Here is a 20067-nt window from a genome sequence, read left to right as displayed (position 1 = left end):
ACGCATAAACGTTTTGATTAAAACTAGGAGATGTTCTTATGAAAACAGTTTTTATTACCGGTGGTGATAAAGGGATTAGCTTTGCTCTAGCACAAGCACTCGGCCAACAGGGCTGGCAAGTCATCATTAGTTCTCGCACCACCGCTCACGGTCAAAATGCCATCCGCGCATTAACTAGTGCCGGAATTGAGAACCCAACCGCAATCACTTTAGACCTAAACGAACCGACTAGCATTACGGCAGCGATTGAGACCTTGACCAAGCATGCCCCCAATTTGACGTTGCTGATCAACAACGCTGGCATTCCCGGCAGTCAAGCAGATAGTCTAACCGAATCTATGGATGATTTACGCACAACGATGCAAGTCAATTTTTTTGGCACTACTCAGTTAACCCAAGGGCTATTGCCACAGTTAGCTAAAAGTAACGGTCGCATCATCAATGTCACGATTCCAACAGCGCCAAATCCACACTGGAATCCGCTGGCCTACAAAGCTTCTAAGGCGGCCCAAAATGTCATGATGCAGACATTGGCATTAGATCTGAACAAGCAGCATTTGCCCGTTGAAATTTTTAGCATTCACCCTGGACCAACCACGACTGACTTAAACGGAAATACTAAATTACCAGGTTTCCATTCATCGGCAAATGTTGCCAACCAAATGAGTAAGATTATCAATGATGGTCAATCACATCAGGGACAATTCATTGAAATTTATCCCGAGCTAACCGGCGTATCTTCCGTGGCTAAAGGCTTTTTCGCCGGACTTTTCAAACGTTAAACCAACGCGTCAAATTTAACTTAGTTCACCCGTTACTAGCGTGAACTGAGTTTTTTAGTGTTGCGTCATTAATTAGGCTGGTGGTTCTTGGCAGCCCATCTACTTCACATTGCTATGTACCGGTACTAATTAATGCTGAGTACCAAAGCTAAGGAACATCAATTCATGTCAGAAATGCTGAAAGGTCTTCTCGAAGGCATTATTCTTCAAAAAATTGCCTGGAGTGAAACGTATGGCTATGAAATCACCCATTTTCTAAGTAAATTAGGCTTTACCGACATTTCCGAAGGGACCCTATACCGTGCTACTACGACTCGAAAAAAACAACTTTTACAAGTCAACAAACGCCTCAGATAAGGGCCCCCGTCCGGAAATTCTACCAACTTACCCCCGCTGGCACAGATTATTTAAATCAATATTGGCAACGTTGGGAATTTTTGGAGCAAACAATTAATCAACTGAAAAAGGATCGTTAATGATGTTTAAACAATGGTCAGCAAATCGTGTCAGCAAGTCGTGAAGCTAAGCAACATTACAAAACTTATCGCCGCCAAATTGAACAATTACCAACCCCGTACTGAGAAGCGATGTTGGTCTTACAGGATTACTTAATTCAGTTCGGGGGCACCAATGCCTTCATGCAATTACTGGATGAATTACTCCAATTGTTTCAAGAGGCCGCTAGTGATCACCAGCCCTTAAGCCAGATCGTCGGTAATGGCCCAGTTGCTTTTGCTGAAGATCTGTTATGCGAGTATCAAAGTGAGACTTGGATGCGGGAAGCTCAAGCAAAGCTCCAAAATCGTTTCCAACAATTGGAGGCCTAATCATGACAGTAGCGATCAAAATTGATCACTTGCAAAAAAGCTTTGGCCGAAAACACATCTTGCAAGATGTGTCCCTAAAGATTAATTCTGGTGAAATTTTTACCCTATTAGGTGAAAATGGCGCCGGCAAAACGACGCTCATTGAGATTCTCACCACCCTAATTCCTAGCGATGCTGGTCGAATCTTTTATGGCGATCTTTCGCTGACTGGTCATGGCGCCAAAATTCGCCAACAGATCAGTGTAAATGCTCAAGCAACAACTGTCGATGCCAATCTAACTGGCCGTCAAAATCTAACCTTCAGCGCAAAATTACGTGACGTTCCAGATGTCAAGCAAACACTCAATGACCTAATCGCTCGTTTTGACCTCGCCAGCTTTGTTGATCAAAAGGTAGCCACTTATTCTGGTAGCATGCGACGCCGCTTAGACATTGCCATGAGCTTAATTGGTGATGCTTCAATTACCTTTTTAGATAAACCTACGACCAGTGTTGATCCCAAGATTCGTTTAGAAATATGGCAAATGATCCGAGAGATTAAGCAAACAGGACGAACCATTTTCTTGACCACTCAATACTTAGACGAGGCCGATGCGCTGGCTGATCACATTGCCTTTCTACACCACGACAAAATCGTGCTTGATGGCACCCCGGACCAACTCAAACACCAGCAACAAGCCCAGTACCAATTAACCGTGACTCCAGCAGTGGTCAGCCAACTTCACGCGCAATTTAACGCTCAAGGCCTGCCACTACAATTTACCGATAACACCGTCATCTTTGCTACTGATCAGCTCGCTCAGATACTACAAGCGATCACCACTGTTCAACAACCAATTGAATCATTGCAGCGAGTTGAACATAATCTGGAAGAGTTGTTTTTAACCATTACCCAGCATGATCGGCATGAAATCGCTTAAGCAATTGGTTACTTTGACCCAACGCGTATCACGACTGAATTTAACCGATGCCGATACGCTAATTACTGTCTTCGTCATGCCGATCATGCTCTTGCTATTTTTCGTTTACGTCTTCGGCGGCAATATTGATACGGGAAGCGGTCACAATACTCAACTGTATCTCAACTACGCAGTTCCCGGCTTCATGCTATTCACGATGGTTAGTGCATCGGCCTACACCGGCATGCGAATCAATAATGATAAAGTCAGCGGAATGCTTGATCGTTTGAATACGCTGCCAATCAAACGTTGGGCCATTTTAAATGCCCATGTGGTGGCGTCAGTAATTTTCATGTTGCTTTCCGAAATAACGTTATTGGTGACGGCATTACTCATCGGTTATCGACCGACCATCACTTTGACAACCACTGTTCTGGCCTTCGCGTTAATGGTGAGCTTTGGTGTGGCGATTACCATCATCGCCCTACCATTTTCATTAAGGGCTAATGGGACGGCGGGGGCCACCGGGTTTTCCTACCTCCTGATTATGTTAGTTATGACTAGTTCAGCGTTGATGCCAACAACGGGAATGGCCAAGCCAGTGCGACTGTTTGCTCAACGCCAACCATTTACACCGATTGCCAATGCAAGTCGTCAACTCTTAAATGGCGTGATTAATCAACAGACGCTGGCAACTTCAACAATTTGGTTGATCCTTTTGATCGTCGGCTTGGGCTTACTTGCCAAGTATCGATATCGGCAACTGTATTTAAAGGCATAAAGTTGAAAACTAGTTCTGGACCCTTGTGGTAATCGCACACATTGGAGCCTTTTTGATCACCACGTGGTAAATAAAACTTTACTTTTTGGCAACTAAATATTACTATGCAACTAAAGGAGGCTCAGTATGAAGCATGATCATGAGGATGACATTAACAATCACGTCTACGAATTTAGAGTGTTACACCATTTATCGCAAACCGAATTAGCCCAAGCTGTCGGCGTTTCCAAGCAAACGATTCTCGTCATGGAAAAAGGCCATTACTCGCCAACGCTTAAACTCGCTTTTCGGCTAGCCAATTTTTTTGAAGTCGACATTAATGACTTATTTAGTTATGAAAGGAATTAATCACCATGAAAATTCAATCTATCGCTGACATTCCAGAATGGTTCTTTTACCCACTGAAACAGTGGTGCGCGCTTAATAATTTTAATTTCAATCTTTTCGTCGGTCTCGGTAGCCTTTTGAGTGTCTTAGCCTTAATTTGGGGCTGGCGCTTATACCGACAGATTGGCCCGATGGATGAGCGGACGAACACCATCTATTTAACCGCTCTGGCGATCGTCCTGACTACCTTAATGATCGGCGAATTTTTATTACCTAAAACTTACCTACTACCCCAATTCACCATGTATAAATACGATTTCGCCTTAGTCGCCGGTGATCTTTCATTATGGCGTCAATATCGACAGACAATTTAAAGATCACGTTTTAACGCACATTAGTCGTCTTTTGACCATTACCTCGCTTATACTGAAAACAAAGACGAAGGAGTGAGCAAAATGGAACAAACCTTAATGTTGATTAAACCTGATGGCGTTGCAACGGGACATATCGGTGACGTAATCAGCCGGCTTGAACGGCGCCAATTTACGATTACGGCTTTAAAAGTGGTCCAAAAAGCCACTACCGCTCAGTTGACGGCACATTATGCGGATAAGGTAAATGAAGCCTTTTTCCCTGGTCTAGTCAGTTACATGCAATCCGGTCCGCTAGTTGCCTTGATTGTTTCGGGAACTGATGTGGTCCACGCGTGCCACCAAATGGCCGGTGCAACGAAGCCCAGCGAGGCACTGCCGGGCACCATTCGTGGTGATTTCGGCCGCTTGTGGGATGATGGCGCCATCAAAAACGTCGTTCATAGTTCTGATCGTATCGAGGCCGCAGCTCATGAAATTGACATTTGGTTTCCGGAGTTAAGCGAACTTACGGAATCGTAACTAGCGCTAAATACCGTTTTTATTACTGATGACCTAACGCAACCAAAAAGTCCGCCCCCTTTAGCGACCAAATTTAGTCATGACTGCTACACTAATGATATCAAGTTAGGAGGGGTCTTGATGAACATTGGTCAACAAATCCGGCAACAGCGTGAGCAGCGTCACTGGTCCCAAACAGATCTATCAAAAAAATTAGCAATTTCGCGGGAGTCGGTCTCAAAGTGGGAGAAACTCAGAGTGGAACAAGCCGGGTGATTTCGAGCACTAGCTGACTGTCATCAAGTGGCGCACCTGGCCAATTGATGACAGTGGGCTAGGCACAGAAATCAGGCTTGTGGAGCTCGACATGAGACCGCCCTCCCCAGCTTCGCCAATGTTGTCCGGCTCAGTGAGATTTTCAACATAACGTTAGATGATTTAATTAAGGATGACCCGCGTCTACTTGCGAATCTTGAACAACAGCCATCAAAACGTGGTGATATTGCTGTAATAACGATCTTTATGGTCATTAGTCTCGGTTCACTAATCGCTGGGCTACTCAAGTTGTCAGTGGACGGCTTACGTAATTGGTTGCAACCGTTGGGCATTGGATTATTCATTTGGTTATTTTTCTCAATCAACTGGCGCAAACTCAATCAAGTGATAACAACAAAAGTATACATTCTATCCATTGCTTGTTTTATTACGTTTAGTTTTCCTAGTGTTTGGGATTTTATCATCAGTTTCATACAAGGTGTCATCGCTGGATTTAATCACAGTTAATTTCTTTTTATCGCCATTGCAACAAAGGATAAGCGTGCTACACTATGAAAAACGAATGAATTGAGGATTGGGACGTGGCTTATCAAGTTGATTTTAAAAATGTGGCGACCACCGGTTTAGAGACGTCGCCAGTTGCTGAATCACTAGCCGGTTTACGGGCAAACGAGGCCCGTTATTTCTGGAACAAGTACAAGTTTGCATATACTGTTTACCCAGCGTCAGAACGACAGACTGAAGTTGAGTGGATGAAACAACTGCTCAAGACCGAGCGCGATTTAGAATTTAGTTCACCGATTATTGAAGTCGCCGTGTATGAAGACGATCATCTCTACTGGCCAGAATTCATTTATCAAAATGGAATGATTTTAAATGTCCTGTATGAAAAAGATGGCGATAAGCCTAAGCGGGCCGTCGGAATTAAGCTCTGTGAAGCGATGGATGTACCCACTGAATTAGTCGACAAGTTTAAATTTGCCCATCAAAAATCCAAGTTAGCTGGGTCCATCCGCGGAAGTTTCTTTAAACTCAAGCAAGAATGGCGATAGTCTTTCATTGTAGAAGATTTAAAATATCAGACTATCGGTTAACTGAACAACACAAAATAGCATGATGGCCAAAATCCATCAATTTTTCGGGATCAAGTGTTAGAGCGCTTCATGTGCTGATGTTGGAAAAACAACACCAGCACATGAAGCGCTCTTTTAATTCGCATACTTTCCACCAATTTAACGCGTTATTCATCAATGATTAAAATTATGCCCTTGCCTATTTAACCAAACGAACTAATTTATAGCCATTTGTTCGCTTGCGCTAATTGAACAGCATCAAGTCGATTACGAGCACCTAATTTACTCAAAATGGCTGAAAAATAATTACGCACTGTCCCTTCAGACAATGACACCTGTTGCGCAATTTCACCAGTAGTTTCCCCACTCGCTGCTGCCATCAAGACCTCCATCTCTCGTGGTGTGAGCGGATTCTGTGAAGCAGCATACATGCCCCGGACTAACTCTGGCGCGTACACTGTTTGCCCGGCCATAATTGCCCGAATGCCTGAGACGAGTTCTGCGCTGGGGCTATCTTTTAGAAGGTAACCGTTCACTTTTGCTGCTAACGCCTGTTGCAGATAGGCCGACTGAGCAAACGTCGTCAAAATCAAGGTCTTCGTTGACAACTCACCCTGATCGATTTGTTGAGCAATCATTAAACCACTCTCTCCGGGCAGCTCAATATCTAGAATCGCCAGATCGGGACGCAACTGATTAATTTCTTGCCAGGCAGCCGTTCCCGTCATAGCAGTTCCGATCACAGTTAAATCTGGCTCTAAATTCAGAATCGTTGTCAATGCCGAATTGAGCATCGCTTGATCCTCGGCAAGGTACAAATTAACCATAATTTATGCTCCTTCATTTAACGTAAATGCCAACGCTACCGTCGTTCCTTTTACATCAGAGATTAAATGAAAATGTCCATCTGGCAATTGCTTAATTCGCTGTTTCATGCCAGAAATTCCCGTGCTACCGATCCGACGTTGTTCAATCCCTCGACCATTATCACGAATCTCTACATGGACCAGACTCTCTTTTTGACTAAAGGTGATCCAGCACCGATTAGCTTGCGCATAGCGAATGATATTCGTAATCGCTTCTTGGATGATGGCCCCGATTGTCACCTGGACTGAACGTGGCCAGCTCTGACTAATCTCTTCGTGGTCCGTTAGTAGCGTGACACCAGCGGCGGTTAAATTAGACTGTTGCGCAATCAGGACTTCCGCAATACTCAATTGACGCAAATTGTTAACAATATTTCGCACTAGTTGCAGATTTTCTCGAGAAGCTTGTTCAATGTCCGCCAATTGAATCTCTGTTTGATCAGGATCAATCACGACCAACTTACGCGCCAACTCGGCTTTAATCGTAATCATGGAAAATGATTGTCCTAATGTATCATGCAAATCTTGGCTGATCCGTTGTCGTTCATTTTGGCGGATAAAATTTTCGACTCGCCGCGTAATTTGGCGAGTTCGCTCAGATTCAGCCACCGTTTTAAAAACTGAAATCGCCGCAATTGGAGAACTAAAAATGAATGCCAATAAAACCAACTGATCAATCCCTACAGAAAAGTTCAACTGATTAAGATTAGAATTATTTTGGGCCCATGAAGTCAAACACGTTACGCCAGCCGTGAGGTAATACACAACCAAATAAGGCCGACGAGTTCCTTTGGCTAGTGGTAAAGACCCCACTTGCCACGCTGTAAAGACAAACAACCACAGATACTGTGCAACCACACCGAAATAAATACTAATCACTAGTTGTCCTAAGATCGCCCAAGGCAAGCGTTTGGTTACCTCGTAACCATTTCGATAGCATACTAAAAACGCTAATAATAACACGAGGGTAAATGGGCGGCGAACCCCATGCTCATTGATTGCGATGGCAAGTGGGTAGGCTAGAAAAATCAACCAAAAATAAGGATAAATCCCAAATCGCTTGGGAAAGAGAATGTAGGTTCGCAACCAAGCCATTGCGTTAACTCCGTTTCTGATGCCACTTTAAAATCAAGCCTAAGGTGATGCTGATTACGACCACCCAGCTGGCTAACATCATAACCCATCGCCAGGAAAACGTCGCCTGTCCCGTAGCAGAATTCAATAATTGACTCACAGCATAGGTTGGCATCAATTTGCCAAATTGCTGCATCCAGTCCGGTAACAACGATAGCGGCCACCAAAGTCCACTCACGATGGCCATTGGAAAGACCACTAAATTACATAATGCGCTAATGGTAGCTGGCCGCGTGCTTTGAGCAATCGTGGCGCCGATTAACATCAAAGGAATTCCACCGACCACAGCCCAACCAGCCGTAACTAGTAATGATGAGTATGTTAAGTCAACATGATTCATTACTACCGCTAGTACTTCGATCACTAATACTACAAGTACGTTTAAACTACTCATCACGATAACTAGGGCCGCATAGTAAGTCAGTGGATTAACGGGTGTAATCGCCATTAGCGTTAACAAATTTTGACGATGATCCTCGCCCAAAAGGCTTGCGAACGAAAAAATCATCCCCAATAAAAGGCTAAATACAATCATACTATTCATATATGCCACCGCAAAGTGGCTCTGTTCCGTGGCTGATTCATTAGTCATAATCTTAGTAAATAACAGATAGAATCCAGCCGGCATAACAAGTGAAAAGAAAAGAAAACTAGGGTTACGGATTAATTCCCGCTTAAATCCAAGCGTTGTTTGTTTAATTAATGTTTGCATGACGATCTCCTTGTCCAATTAGTTCGTTAAATGCAGCCTCTAATGACATTGGTTGAATCTTAATTTGATGAAACTCTGCTAATTCTCCTTGGTGCGCAAGTAGCCATTGATCGCTATCCCGAACTGTTAATGTCACCTGATTTTCCTGTTGGTTCACCGATAAAATGTTCGCTTTATCTTCAGTTAATGCAGCTACTGAAACATGCGTTTGCAAGGAGATTTTAGTGCCTTGATATTGTGTCCGTAACGTGGAAAGATTCCCATCAAAGACCAAATGTCCACCATCCAAAAATATCAACCGCTGGGCAATCGCCTCTAACTCTGTCAAATAATGACTAGTGATAAAGATCGTTTTACCCTTTTTTCTTAACGCTTCAATCTGTTGCCAAAAAACTGCTCGTGCGGCGACATCCATTCCCACGGTCGGTTCATCAAGAAAAAGCACATCTGGGTTACCAGCTAAAGCCATAGCAAATGACAAACGGCGCTGTTGCCCACCAGATAAGGTATCCGTCATCGCGGTGCGTTTATGTGTCAACTGAGCTCGTTCCAATAACTCAGATACGGGGAGTGGTTTTGCATAAAAACTCGTGACTAATTGCAACAGTTCCGTGACATTAACACTCTGCAAAACCGTATTTTCCTGCAACATTGCGCCAACCTTTTGACGAGCAAGGCGAGATCCTGCTTTTTCTCCAAAAACACTGATCGTACCACTGGTTGGTTGTTCCAAACCCAACAACATCTTTATTAATGTCGTTTTACCAGCACCATTTTCGCCAATTAAGCCAATGGTTTCACCAGCTTTGATTGTAAAATTGACCTCGTTAATTACATCTACGTTTCCAAAGTGTTTTTTGAGTTGTCCAACTTCAATAATTGGTTGCATCATAAATTCACCATCCTTACTTAATACGCTTGAGTTTACCTAGGGTTAACGAGGTCAGCTAGATGTATTTGTCATCTATTTATGTGACAAATGTCATGATTTTCGTGCACAGAAAAAGGCCTGCAAATAAAAATATTAGCAGATCTTTCAAGCATTTTTTTAATATTCCCATGCTCCCTAGCAAAGAATGTACTCAAAAATTAGCAACACACTCAATTTCAAAAAAATCTGAATAAATCAAAAATCAGAAAAAGTCACCTGGCCTTGATCAGCGTCTATGATTGCCATGGCCCCTAAGGGAGTCGTCATCATCGGAACCGTATGACAACTGTCATAGTCATAAATAATCGGACATTTTAAATCACCCAAAACCTCCTGCAAAATATCTACTGGCTGGCACCCTGTTCCCAAGTCGTCAAATAGGGCGTGTTTGCCTAAAATAATGCCACCAATCTGTGAAAAAATTCCGGCATTTTTCAGCATAGCAAAGTTTTTTTCGACTGTTGCTGCGTCTTTTTCAGCGTCCTCAATCAACAATAGATTGGTTTTAGATAATGAGGGGAAATACGGAGAAGCTAAAATGCCATACATAGTATTAAGATTGCCACCAATAATTCGCCCAGTGAGTACCGTCTGATCAGTCGCTTGCCATTGATTGGGGCGTTGTTGCTTAGTCTGCAAAAATCGATCCCAATTAATCGCCTCATCATCCCAATACTGCGGTTTTTGAATTGTCACTCGTCCCCCAATTGGCGTTTGCACGATTTCTTGAAACATTCGCCATGTTTCATCGACAAACGGCGGCCATTCTCCGAATGATGACACTAACGCTGGACCGTATAAAACGCGACATGCTGGTGCTTGCGTTTTAATTGCCAGCAGTAACGCTGTTGCGTCTGAATAACCAACGATGGTTTTAGGCGACTGCCTTAACGCCTCGTAATCAATATACGGCAGAATCGCGTTTGTGTTAGTGCCGCCGATTGTCATCATCATAATATCAACGTCTTTATTATGAATAAGTTCATTAACTTCGGCCGCTCGAGCGCTAATTGTTCCAGAGCGATAATGATCCGACTGACCCGTCAATGATCCAGCAACCATTTTCGCACCTTTGCCTTTTAAATATTGCTTCGCACGAGCAAATCGAATTGGTGAAATTGCCGTAATTGGTGTCGACGGCGAACAAAAGCCGATCGTTATCATGAAATCACCTCCACAATAAACCAGCATTTCAGACTGGTTAATTCCTACTAACCAAAAGATCGGTTAAATTTCCATCGAAATTAAAATTTGATTATATCATTAAGCTTAACCTATTATTGCCGTCATCGCTGGCCATTCTATCAAGGATTTTCATCTTTAGAACTTCTTAGACAAATTTTATTCAGATCCTTAAGGCATTATTTTTCATCCAAGCAGCTAATTACGATAGGATTAGTTAAACACGATTAAATCGTCAAACGGAGGTGCCATGATGTTAGAGACCATAAAACGAGCCGAACATATGTTAGATCATGCTTCAGTATTTCAAGTGGCAACTATCGATACACTTGGATTTCCTAACATCGTGGCATTGACCCCCTTATCCTTGGATCGATCGTTAGATAACATTTTCTTCTACACAACGCACAGCTCTTCGACCGTTAAAAATCTAGCAAATTCAACCAACGCGGCCATTTATTGCTTCGCCGAAGAAAATCACTCTTCTTTGATGCTAAAGGGACGTTTCCTCATTGTCAGCCCCACCACTTTACCAGATCAATGGCAAAAAACACTCAACCAATTTCAGCAATCACTTAATTACGAGGATCCTGCCATTCTACGTTTCACCTCGTTAGCCGTTAAGGTGCGAGAGGCCGGTGAGATTACTTATTCGGATTTGCAGGAATGACAGCTTGTTCTAAAAGGCTGATAGTAAAGAGCGTCACCTATCACCAAGTAGGTTTGTAAAATTGGTGTTGAATTTTAATGATTTCAACGTAATCAGCGATATCTCATTATCTCAGTAAGACAATCACTTTCTATTCGTTGCCTAATAATAAATAGCACCAAGAAAAAGAGCGCCTGATTATCCAAAGTCAATCTGGATAATTAGGCGCCCTCATTTTTTGATTATTTAAGCCAGTCATCGGCGCTTCGCCAAATGGCCAATGTTGAACACTAAAACCGCTAATTTATCGTCTGAAATATCAACAGTCCCCCGATAGTTGTCGGTCTAAAATCACAACTCACCCAAGTGGTCAGCTGTTAACTTTTCTCTAGTGGTTGCACATTTTCAATTCCAGCAACACGTTGATACAAGCAATGGATAATCAAAGTAACTTGACGCTTGTCAATTTTTCAAAGCGCAGGTTGAATAGTTGAATGTCTTTCGTGACTTCAAGCTGAGACGTCATTGAGGGGCCCTCCTTAAAAATCAACCATATTACTCTAACCATGCCTTTTCACTATCTGAAACACGGATGGTGACCATCGCCATTGCTACTGTATCAGCCCCTCATTTTCCTCATTCAGCTTATCGCAATCGATAATCAGCTGACTCACCTCTTGATCAGACGCTAACTTCATCGAATATTTGCGTCCAAATTCGATCATCGTGTGATGGGCCTGATAAAGTTCTTCTGGAGCTAACACACTGACAATCTTTTGCTCAACTTGCAACGTTGAAGCTGACTGTCTAACAAAATGCAATCGTTTAGAAATAGCGGAAACATGCGTATCCACCGCGAAAGTTGGCTGCTTAAAAATGTCACTTAACACGAGATTAGCTGTCTTGCGCCCGGCGCCAGGCAGGGCCATAATGCCCTGGCGATCGGTTGGAATTACATCGTGTAAATCTTCATGAACAATTCGAGCGGTTTTGATAATGTTTCTGGCTTTGTTGTGAAACAAACCAACGCGCCTAATGATCGTTTCGACATCTTCAATATTCGCGTCCATCAATGTTGCCGGATCTGGGTATCGATCGAATAAAGTCGGTGTCACTTGGTTGACTGACGCATCGGTCGCTTGAGCACTTAAAATAACTGAGATCAAATATTGAAATGGTGTCCGTGATTTCAACGACTCCTTGACCGGTCCAATTTCATCCTCCATCTGGTGAATCGCCCACGCGATTTGTTTGTCTGTTAGCATCACTTTCAACCATCCTTTTAAAGTTTAGGCAAAACAATTGCTGATTGAATCTACAAACTTTCACCTGAACAAGTAGTCCTCAACTTATGGGCTAATCGTTTAAAAACAATCTCAATAAAACATCATTAATCAGCGTCCGCAGGTCTTCATCCTCAATTGATTTCTGAATAAACAACCCCTCGTACCGAATCTGCTCAAACGCAATCAATTTGGCTTTGCGACTAATATCAGCTCGAACAGCTTCCCCACGAGTGCGAGCCCGTTGCAAAACGCGATCCAACGAAACAAGATCACTGTCCTCAGCCACACCTAATGTTCGCTGGATATTATTACTTTGACTGAGTGCGGTCAAAGTTGTGGCGACAAAAGGCTGGCGATACTGGCTGATCATCTCTGCGAAATGTTGTAATAGTTGAAACAAGTCTTCAGCGAGACTGTTCCCCGTTGTCTCATAGTCTCGAAAGCTTCCACGAACTTTAACGACTGGTTCCCTAATGGCCGCCACGACTAACTCTAAAGGAGAATTCCAGCGACGATAAAGAACAGGTTTGCTGGTACCAGCACGCTCAGCAACTTTTTGAAACGTCAGTCCTTGCAACCCCTCTTCATCTAAAATTTTGATGGTTGCTGAAAAAATTGCTCGCTCAAGTTCAGCACCACGACGTCTTTTATCAGCCATAATTAATCTCCTAGTATTAGAAACTTTTAGTATCTTATTGACAAGCTGTTGCCATGAGCCTATTATAACCCATTGCAGTATAAGAAACTTTTCGTTTCTAATTAAGGGAGATCTCGATATGGCAACAAATACACAAAAACTGTCACGACACACGCTGGCCGTGGCTTGGATTTTAGTCATTGGGGCACTGGCACCAATGCTCGATTCAACAATGGTAAATATTGCGATTCATTCATTAACCACCAGTTTTCACAGTACCGTGGCCACCGTTCAATGGACCATTACTGGTTACGTCCTCGCAACTGGTATTGCGGTGCCTTTCTCAGGGTGGCTGATCAATCGTTTCAATGGAAAATTCGTCTTCTTATTTGGCGAAATTATCTTCTTAATCGGCTCGCTACTTTCGGCAACCGCTGGTAGTATCAATGCACTTAATCTAGACCGCCTAGTTCAAGGATTTGGTGCTGGCATCATCGTACCATTATTAACGACCCTACTCGTTCAGACCGCTGGTCAAGAACATATGGGTCAATTAATGGCCGTCGTTGGATTGCCAATTCTACTCGGTCCCATCCTTGGACCAGTCATTGGTGGGATCATTCTTAAATACCTTTCTTGGCGGTGGATTTTTTGGATCAATGCGCCAGTAGCTGCACTATCAGCTGGGATCATTATTTGGAAATTACCCAATTTTCCAGCCTTAAATAAACAGGCCTGGCTTGATTGGCCGGGAACCCTACTGTTGGCAGCGGGATCCAGCGCAATTATTTACGGTGTGGTCCAAGCCTCAACTAAAGCGAGTTTCACCAACCACAGTACGCTTACATTTGCGTCAGTAGGTCTTGTTATCTTTGCGATTTATTTTCTCTGGTCTTGGCGCGCACAAAATAAGGCCGTCTTACCCTTATCATTATTTGCTCATCGATCCTTTAATGCTTCGATGATTTCATTACTTTTAGCGGGTGTCGTCATGAATGGCCCAATGCTATTGCTGCCCCTCTTCTTCCAGCAAGTTCGGGGCATGAGTGTGATCAACGCCGGACTAATGCTGATTCCACAAGGACTGGGTATGCTCGTTGCCCGACCGACTATCGGTCGCTTAATTGACACGATTGGGTCCCGCGATGTGGTTTTAGTCAGCCTAGTCCTCACATTTGTTGGCACGCTTCCCTTTACCGTGTTTGGTGCAAAAACGTCTGTCATCTGGATTGCCATCGTCCTCTTTGTCCGTGGGATCGGCGTTGGCGGTATCCTATCCCCACTGATGACCGATGCTTATACCGGGTTACAGCCAATACAAATTCCCGCGGCCTCAATTGGCACTCGAATTACACAAAACGTTGGTGGTGCCTTAGGCTCAGCTTTCGTTGCTACGCTGATCAGTAAATATGTCCATGCTCATCTCAATCATTTTCAACACCAAGTTAAAACGGGGCATTATCACGTTCAGCCAGCTGAGATGGCAACGTTCCTTCATCATCATATGATTCTGATTCAACTGCATGCTTTTCAAAATGCTTTCTTGATTACCACGCTAGCCAGTCTGCTGATGTTTTTACCAGCGTTATTCTTAACCAATAAGCGAAAACAGCAAAAAAATCTGAACGATTGACTCACTAGATTATAAAAAGCGTTGGTCGAATACGATTGTCTTGTCGGCGCCCCAACAAAAGCGTTCGTACTTTATTTAGTACGAACGTTTTTTAGATTTATGGCTGACTTAAAAACGCCAAGTTGTTCTCCGTAGCCTAAATAAATTAAACGATGACAACTAACGGATAAGCTTTTCAATCATTTAATCTAACCAATCTAAAACATCATAAGCGCGGTTGCCATTGTAAAAATGGTGGCGCCCGTTATGGACCATTTCGACAACGGGTTCTTCTTTAGAAAAACGGGGCGCAATTTTAGCTGTAAACCATTTTTGCCAGTCCACGTTCGGATCACCATTTGCTTCACGATCGGCCAGCAAGTCTTTCGGGCGGCGCCAAATTTCAATACTGAGCTGTTGTTTTTCCAAAAATTCTGGCCGATTCATATAGCTGCGCACCCCATCTAGACGACGCAACAGTTTATTAATCCGCGCTCGTTCTTTGATCAAATCCGCAAATTCTGCTAAATCTTCATCCGTTGCATAACTTCTGATAAACGTGCGAGCAGAATTCCGGTACGAGGCCACTTTTCGCTTTTCTTTGTTTTTTTCGTTGTATTTTTGTTGGGCTCGTTTTTGCGCGGCGGTTTGTGCCATTTAACTTTCCTCACTTTTTAATGCCGTTAACGTCACTTTAAGACCCGTTTCAAATGATGTTTTAGGAACTGATCCCAATGCTCGTTTAACTTTATCACCATTTAAATAAATTGGCCGTTGCGTTAAGTAATACATTTCCACAATTTCTTTCACATCTGGATTTGATCGACCAACCATGCGGATCAATGGTTTGGTAAAGGTTAACATTGGCCGGCGCACCCCTGAAACTTTACGAGCTATTCGAATAAAGTCTCGCCCGCGAATCAATTGGCCGGGCAAATTCCAGCTCTGATTATAGTTAGCCTTAACCTTAGCGAGTTCAACGGCCATTTGGGCGGCATCAGGCAAATAGATATATTCTCGTACTTTTCGCTTAGACCCAACATACCACCCAATCTGATTTTGAGCCATCGCAATGAGCAATGGGCCCAGATAGCTTCCTGCACGCATAGATGGTCCATAATAATCCGGCAACCTCAACATCATTTTATCGATTCCTTGATAACGCTCACTGAAAATCAGTTTGGTCAACTGTTCTTTAACCGACCCTTTGTGACTTATCGGTTGATGAATTGTTTCCTCATTGACCCAGCCATTGGCATCACCATAAACATAAATGCCATCGATAAAAATAACATTTGTGTGTGTCTTTAATGCGGCATCCATCACCGTTTGACCCAGCGACATTTGTTTCGCAATAGTTTGGCTGTAAGGAATCGCGGCACACTGAAAGACGGTATCAATTCCCTGCATGGCTTGAATTAAATCGGCTTGATTAAAGACATCACCAATTGCCGTTTCTACCTCCGGCCACAATGCTTGCAGCTTTGCTTTGTTTCGACCAAACACCCGGACTTCATATTGATTAGCGAGCAGTTCATTCACGATTGGCTACCCTGTGCTGCCAGTTGCGCCTAAAACAAGAACTTTTTTCATCATCATTAGCCTCTTCATTGACATGTACTATTCTTAAAAAATAGCTATACTTTACCGTTTTAATAACGCAGAGACAAAATATAGTACATGTGCTATAAAAAGTCAAATAGATCTGATCAACAATTTCTGCAAGTTGCATTTAATCGTCTTCAATCTGCTGGTTAATCACGTTCAGACATCAAAAAAGCCCACAACCATATTGGTCTGGGCGCTAATTTAAAAAGCAAGTTGTCGTCGCGTGCTCTTTAAGTTTTGAAAATTCACTTATTCTTCGCTTCAACTGGCGTTATCACTTGATCGTAATGCTCAATTTTTTGGTTAATGGCCTGAAGTGTCTGCTGGAGTCGCATTATTCGAGCCTCAGTCTGCTGTCGTTGTTCCAGCAGAATTTGTTTGCGCTCTTGAATGGTCCCGTCGCCTTTTTGGGCTAAAGTGACATATTGAATAATGCCACTTAAAGAGAGTCCAGCCGTTTTAAGATTTTGAATAAAAATCAACCAATCCACGGTAGTCTGATCAAAAACCCGGTTACCTGCGTGATTTCTAGGTATCGATGGTAAAACGCCAATCCGCTCATAATACCGAATCGTGTCCGCAGACAATCCCAGCGCTTCAGTGATTTCTTTCATCGTTTTCAATTCATTCAACCTTCAATTCTAATTGATGAGCTAACTCGGTAAAAGTGTCCTCAGCCGAAGCTCGGATGACCAATTTTGCCTCGTGATCAAACGCATTGGCCTTAGGATTAATATTAATGATTTGGCGCGTTGAAGTATGACTATAATATCCATTTGACCCAACGACAATCGTCAAATCACTGCTATCCATCCACTCATCCGCCTGTCTAACCTGATCCGGCAACGTGGCAATGTGACGATATACTGGGTCTGGTGAAATGAGCCCACCGCACACTGGACAGTGTGGTACCACATTTTTAAGAACACTTATTTCATAAATCCGGCCACAATTTAAACAATGATTGACGTTGAGCGAACTCCAAATTGCGGCAACATTATGACTTCCAGCCAATTCATGTAAATAATCAACATTGGTGGTCACCACACCATGAATGAATAAATTTCTTTCGAGTTCGGCAATTGTTCTATGCGTGATATTAGGCCCATGAGCAAAAATAGGATCAATAAAGTTGCGGTGAAAAGCTTGATAGAATACTTCCGGACGGGATTCCAAGGTTGATTCTGCAAACAAGCCAAACACATCGTCCATCATTTCCATGTCCGGAATCCCGCTGGAAACGGAGATACCGGCTCCAGTTAAAATCGTCGCAAACTTAGCCTTGGTTAAGCTATCAGCCAACTGTGCCACTTGCTCTGAAAGTTTTTGATTCATGTGGCTGTCCTCACTTAAAACCAAGCCGGTTTGTCGCCATCCGTACCCGGTTTATCCAGACCGACAGAATGATTGACTTCTAATATCGGGTTACCAATCACCCTGACGACAAAGTCTGCGACACTCTGTCTAGAGACTTCGGTTCCCTTAAAAGTCTCACCCTTCTGAGTGATCTCATAGTTTACTTCATCTTCGTCAGTTAACCACGCCGGACGAACTAACGTGTACTGGATAGAAGAACCTTCAATAACGCTTGCTGCCGCGGCGTAAGGCTTAATGTAATCATCTTCAATTTCAGCTTTATTCCACGTGCCAAATTTGCCAGGCACTTCATCATAAATGCCTAGCACAGAGATCCAAATCAATCGATTGAGACCACTAGCCTGCATCGCTTTGATGACCGTCTCCGCCTGTAATTTACTGTCCGTTCCTAATAAATTCGCATAGACAATATCTTGATTGACCATTGCTGGCAACAAGGCCTCGTAGTCTGTTACGTCCCCCTGGATGACACGCTCACGACCATCAACAAGTGGTCGCCCTAACTTACTAGGTGTGCGCATGAATAGTGTCAATTTGTCACTTGAATCTGCTAACAACTGCTGCTCCACCACTTTTGCAATACTGCCATTTGCGCCTAAGATCAATACATTTGCCATTTATAAAACCTCCAGCAGTTCATTTAAAATTATATATTGAACTTAGCACTTGGAGTGTACTCCAAGTCAAGCAAGTATTCTCTCCGCCTCCATAACTTTTAAATCACTGTCGTCGTTTACTTTTTCACTTTCGATGGATAGATACAATAACTGAGAATGGTTTGCGTCATGACAGGTCATAGCCAAAGCTTTGAATACTCTGTTTATAGGCCCTATCGAGCATCAATATTGGCCTCATTGGCCTAAATTATATAACGATATCTCAACCAAAGTAGCACCCATTCCATACAAAAAGCCGTGAACCAAATAACTATTACTTGACTCACGGCACCTATTTATAAATTTTGAATCACTCTTGGCAACGTTGGACAATTAAGAAAGAGCGACTCAGATTTGAACTACAGCTTCTTTTCGAAACCTTCCATTGGTGCAAGCTGATTTTGGTAGTCTTGCGCTTGATCCGTGTCAGTTGTGAAGTGCATGACTGGTTTAAAGGATTCACTCAAGTAAACCTGCATGACAGCTGGAATCGCAAGTTCTGTCATATCATAGGGACTAAGTTCGGTGCGAATACTTCCACCGTCATTATTTTCAACCTTTTGAACCCATTGAGGCTCGCGAATGAGCTCACGCCCAATGGCAGCGAAGTCTGCACCGAGAGCAAGGACATTATCAGCGTCTTTGGGTGTCTCCACAGAACCGACACCAATCAGCGGCGTGTGTCCACTAACAATGGCTGCGAACTTAGCCAATAAAGGCTCTGTATCAGACTTGTCATTCAGTGAGCTCCGTTTGTAACTCCCCATCGAAATGTGCAGGTAGTCAACCTTGTCACGAATCTGTTCCGCAAAGAAAAGTGAATCATCAATCCGAATGCCTGGTGTCTCGATCTCCTCTGGTGACAACCGATAACCCACAAGGAATGGACGAGTGGCTTTGCTAGCCGCTGCTCGAGCCTTCGCGATTACGGCCAGCGGGAAAGCTAATCGTTGTGTGCGATCACCACCCCATTGATCACTGCGCTGATTTGAGTTGGGTGAGAAGAACTGTTGTAACAGATAGGTATTAGCTCCGTGAAGTTCAACACCATCAAAACCGGCAGTTACTGCCCGCCGTGTTGCTTGTCCGAAGTCGTCAATAATTGTCTCAATCTCGTCACTTGTCAGTTCCCGTGGGGTTTCAGAATCTGGTGGATAAGTTGCAGCCAGTGGACTCGCACTCACTGGCTGTGCACCACGAAGAATCTTACTAGTGCTTTTGCGTCCCGCATGAAAAATCTGCAGAATTGCCTTAGTCCCATTGTGATGAATTGCGGCGGCGATTTGAGCGAGACCTGGAATCATATCGTCACTGGCAACAGAAAGCTCACCCTCAAACCCCTTACCACTCTCTGAAACATTAGCGACACCCGTAATAATCATTCCAGGGCCACCTGCACGTTTTTGGTAATAGGCGATCTCGTCGGATGTGACCATCCCATTATAAAAACTGGTCATCGTTGTCATGGGACTCATGATGATCCGATTCTTGACTGTCAAACCAGATTTAAAAGTATACTCATTAAGAAATTCGTTTGTCATGCTTTTCTCCTTGCCACCGTACTTATTTTTTGTTAGTGT

At 43.4% G+C, this 20067-nt stretch carries 24 protein-coding genes and 1 pseudogene; 12 read left to right on the top strand and 13 right to left on the bottom strand.

The window, feature by feature from the left end:
* The first annotated feature begins 38 nt into the window (after positions 1-38).
* From ACKTR2_RS08990 to ACKTR2_RS08945, 10 genes and pseudogenes are all read left to right on the top strand, one after another.
* Positions 39-782 carry an SDR family NAD(P)-dependent oxidoreductase gene (locus ACKTR2_RS08990; RefSeq protein ID WP_407884639.1) on the top strand — a complete coding sequence of 248 codons (744 nt, stop codon included), beginning with the start codon at positions 39-41 and terminating at the stop codon, positions 780-782.
* Positions 783-947: 165 nt separating this feature from the next.
* Positions 948-1258: pseudogene (locus ACKTR2_RS08985) on the top strand (PadR family transcriptional regulator).
* A 111-nt stretch (positions 1259-1369) separates the two neighbouring features.
* Complete coding sequence (locus ACKTR2_RS08980; protein ID WP_407884637.1) at positions 1370-1609, top strand: DUF1048 domain-containing protein; 240 nt, start codon at positions 1370-1372, stop codon at positions 1607-1609.
* A 2-nt stretch (positions 1610-1611) separates the two neighbouring features.
* Positions 1612-2529 carry an ABC transporter ATP-binding protein gene (locus ACKTR2_RS08975; RefSeq protein WP_407884635.1) on the top strand — a complete coding sequence of 306 codons (918 nt, stop codon included), beginning with the start codon at positions 1612-1614 and terminating at the stop codon, positions 2527-2529.
* Positions 2516-3289, top strand: coding sequence for an ABC transporter permease (locus tag ACKTR2_RS08970; RefSeq protein WP_407884633.1), 774 nt, complete (start codon positions 2516-2518; stop codon positions 3287-3289). Before ACKTR2_RS08975 ends, ACKTR2_RS08970 begins: the two co-directional genes overlap by 14 nt.
* A 126-nt stretch (positions 3290-3415) precedes the next feature.
* Entirely contained in the window at positions 3416-3637 is a 222-nt protein-coding gene (locus ACKTR2_RS08965; protein WP_407884631.1) for a helix-turn-helix transcriptional regulator, read from the top strand.
* Positions 3638-3642: 5 nt separating this feature from the next.
* Positions 3643-3990 carry a DUF2178 domain-containing protein gene (locus ACKTR2_RS08960; RefSeq protein ID WP_407884629.1) on the top strand — a complete coding sequence of 116 codons (348 nt, stop codon included), beginning with the start codon at positions 3643-3645 and terminating at the stop codon, positions 3988-3990.
* Positions 3991-4071: 81 nt separating this feature from the next.
* Positions 4072-4509 carry a nucleoside-diphosphate kinase gene (locus ACKTR2_RS08955; protein WP_407884627.1) on the top strand — a complete coding sequence of 146 codons (438 nt, stop codon included), beginning with the start codon at positions 4072-4074 and terminating at the stop codon, positions 4507-4509.
* A 120-nt stretch (positions 4510-4629) separates the two neighbouring features.
* A complete protein-coding gene (locus ACKTR2_RS08950) occupies positions 4630-4764 on the top strand; it encodes a helix-turn-helix domain-containing protein (protein ID WP_407884625.1) in 135 nt (44 codons plus the stop codon).
* 581 nt (positions 4765-5345) lie between these two features.
* Entirely contained in the window at positions 5346-5816 is a 471-nt protein-coding gene (locus tag ACKTR2_RS08945; RefSeq protein WP_407884623.1) for a phage tail protein, read from the top strand.
* Positions 5817-6058: 242 nt separating this feature from the next.
* Here the strand turns inward: ACKTR2_RS08945 and ACKTR2_RS08940 are convergent, their stop codons facing one another.
* The 5 genes from ACKTR2_RS08940 to ACKTR2_RS08920 form a co-directional block, all read right to left on the bottom strand.
* A complete protein-coding gene (locus ACKTR2_RS08940; RefSeq protein WP_407884621.1) occupies positions 6059-6664 on the bottom strand; it encodes a response regulator in 606 nt (201 codons plus the stop codon).
* A gap of 3 nt (positions 6665-6667) precedes the next feature.
* On the bottom strand, positions 6668-7798 hold the full coding sequence (locus ACKTR2_RS08935; RefSeq protein ID WP_407884620.1) for a sensor histidine kinase: 1131 nt from the start codon (positions 7796-7798) through the stop codon (positions 6668-6670).
* Positions 7799-7802: 4 nt separating this feature from the next.
* Positions 7803-8549, bottom strand: a complete 747-nt coding sequence (locus tag ACKTR2_RS08930; RefSeq protein WP_407884618.1) for an ABC transporter permease — start codon at positions 8547-8549, stop codon at positions 7803-7805.
* Positions 8533-9441, bottom strand: a complete 909-nt coding sequence (locus tag ACKTR2_RS08925; RefSeq protein ID WP_407884616.1) for an ABC transporter ATP-binding protein — start codon at positions 9439-9441, stop codon at positions 8533-8535. Before ACKTR2_RS08925 ends, ACKTR2_RS08930 begins: the two co-directional genes overlap by 17 nt.
* A gap of 234 nt (positions 9442-9675) precedes the next feature.
* Positions 9676-10644 carry a S66 family peptidase gene (locus ACKTR2_RS08920; protein ID WP_407884614.1) on the bottom strand — a complete coding sequence of 323 codons (969 nt, stop codon included), beginning with the start codon at positions 10642-10644 and terminating at the stop codon, positions 9676-9678.
* 271 nt (positions 10645-10915) lie between these two features.
* Here ACKTR2_RS08920 and ACKTR2_RS08915 point away from each other — a divergent pair, with 271 nt between their 5' ends.
* Positions 10916-11332 carry a pyridoxamine 5'-phosphate oxidase family protein gene (locus ACKTR2_RS08915; RefSeq protein WP_407884612.1) on the top strand — a complete coding sequence of 139 codons (417 nt, stop codon included), beginning with the start codon at positions 10916-10918 and terminating at the stop codon, positions 11330-11332.
* Between the two features lie 590 nt (positions 11333-11922).
* Here the strand turns inward: ACKTR2_RS08915 and ACKTR2_RS08910 are convergent.
* On the bottom strand, positions 11923-12576 hold the full coding sequence (locus ACKTR2_RS08910; protein WP_407884737.1) for an endonuclease III domain-containing protein: 654 nt from the start codon (positions 12574-12576) through the stop codon (positions 11923-11925).
* Positions 12577-12667: 91 nt separating this feature from the next.
* Positions 12668-13255 carry a TetR/AcrR family transcriptional regulator gene (locus ACKTR2_RS08905; protein ID WP_407884610.1) on the bottom strand — a complete coding sequence of 196 codons (588 nt, stop codon included), beginning with the start codon at positions 13253-13255 and terminating at the stop codon, positions 12668-12670.
* 118 nt (positions 13256-13373) lie between these two features.
* Here ACKTR2_RS08905 and ACKTR2_RS08900 point away from each other — a divergent pair, with 118 nt between their 5' ends.
* The gene (locus ACKTR2_RS08900) at positions 13374-14867 is read left to right on the top strand and encodes an MDR family MFS transporter (protein ID WP_407884608.1); all 1494 of its coding nucleotides are present in this window, start codon (positions 13374-13376) and stop codon (positions 14865-14867) included.
* Positions 14868-15050: 183 nt separating this feature from the next.
* Here ACKTR2_RS08900 and ACKTR2_RS08895 read toward each other — a convergent pair whose 3' ends face one another.
* From ACKTR2_RS08895 to ACKTR2_RS08870, 6 genes are all read right to left on the bottom strand, one after another.
* A complete protein-coding gene (locus ACKTR2_RS08895) occupies positions 15051-15503 on the bottom strand; it encodes a hypothetical protein (protein WP_407884606.1) in 453 nt (150 codons plus the stop codon).
* Positions 15504-16388 (bottom strand): NAD(P)H-binding protein, encoded by an 885-nt coding sequence (locus ACKTR2_RS08890; RefSeq protein ID WP_407884604.1) that lies wholly within the window; start codon positions 16386-16388, stop codon positions 15504-15506.
* Positions 16389-16699: 311 nt separating this feature from the next.
* Positions 16700-17068: a MerR family transcriptional regulator gene (locus ACKTR2_RS08885; protein WP_407884602.1), complete on the bottom strand. Its 369-nt coding sequence runs from the start codon at positions 17066-17068 to the stop codon at positions 16700-16702.
* A 10-nt stretch (positions 17069-17078) separates the two neighbouring features.
* Entirely contained in the window at positions 17079-17789 is a 711-nt protein-coding gene (locus tag ACKTR2_RS08880; protein ID WP_407884601.1) for an SIR2 family NAD-dependent protein deacylase, read from the bottom strand.
* Positions 17790-17803: 14 nt separating this feature from the next.
* Positions 17804-18448 (bottom strand): NAD(P)H-binding protein, encoded by a 645-nt coding sequence (locus ACKTR2_RS08875; protein ID WP_407884599.1) that lies wholly within the window; start codon positions 18446-18448, stop codon positions 17804-17806.
* Between the two features lie 398 nt (positions 18449-18846).
* A complete protein-coding gene (locus ACKTR2_RS08870) occupies positions 18847-20028 on the bottom strand; it encodes an NADH-dependent flavin oxidoreductase (protein ID WP_407884597.1) in 1182 nt (393 codons plus the stop codon).
* Between the last annotated feature and the right edge of the window lie 39 nt (positions 20029-20067).

It is taken from the genome of Furfurilactobacillus curtus, assembly GCF_045862785.1.
GTDB lineage: Bacteria > Bacillota > Bacilli > Lactobacillales > Lactobacillaceae > Furfurilactobacillus > Furfurilactobacillus curtus.
This window is presented reverse-complemented; position numbering and strand designations above follow the sequence as displayed.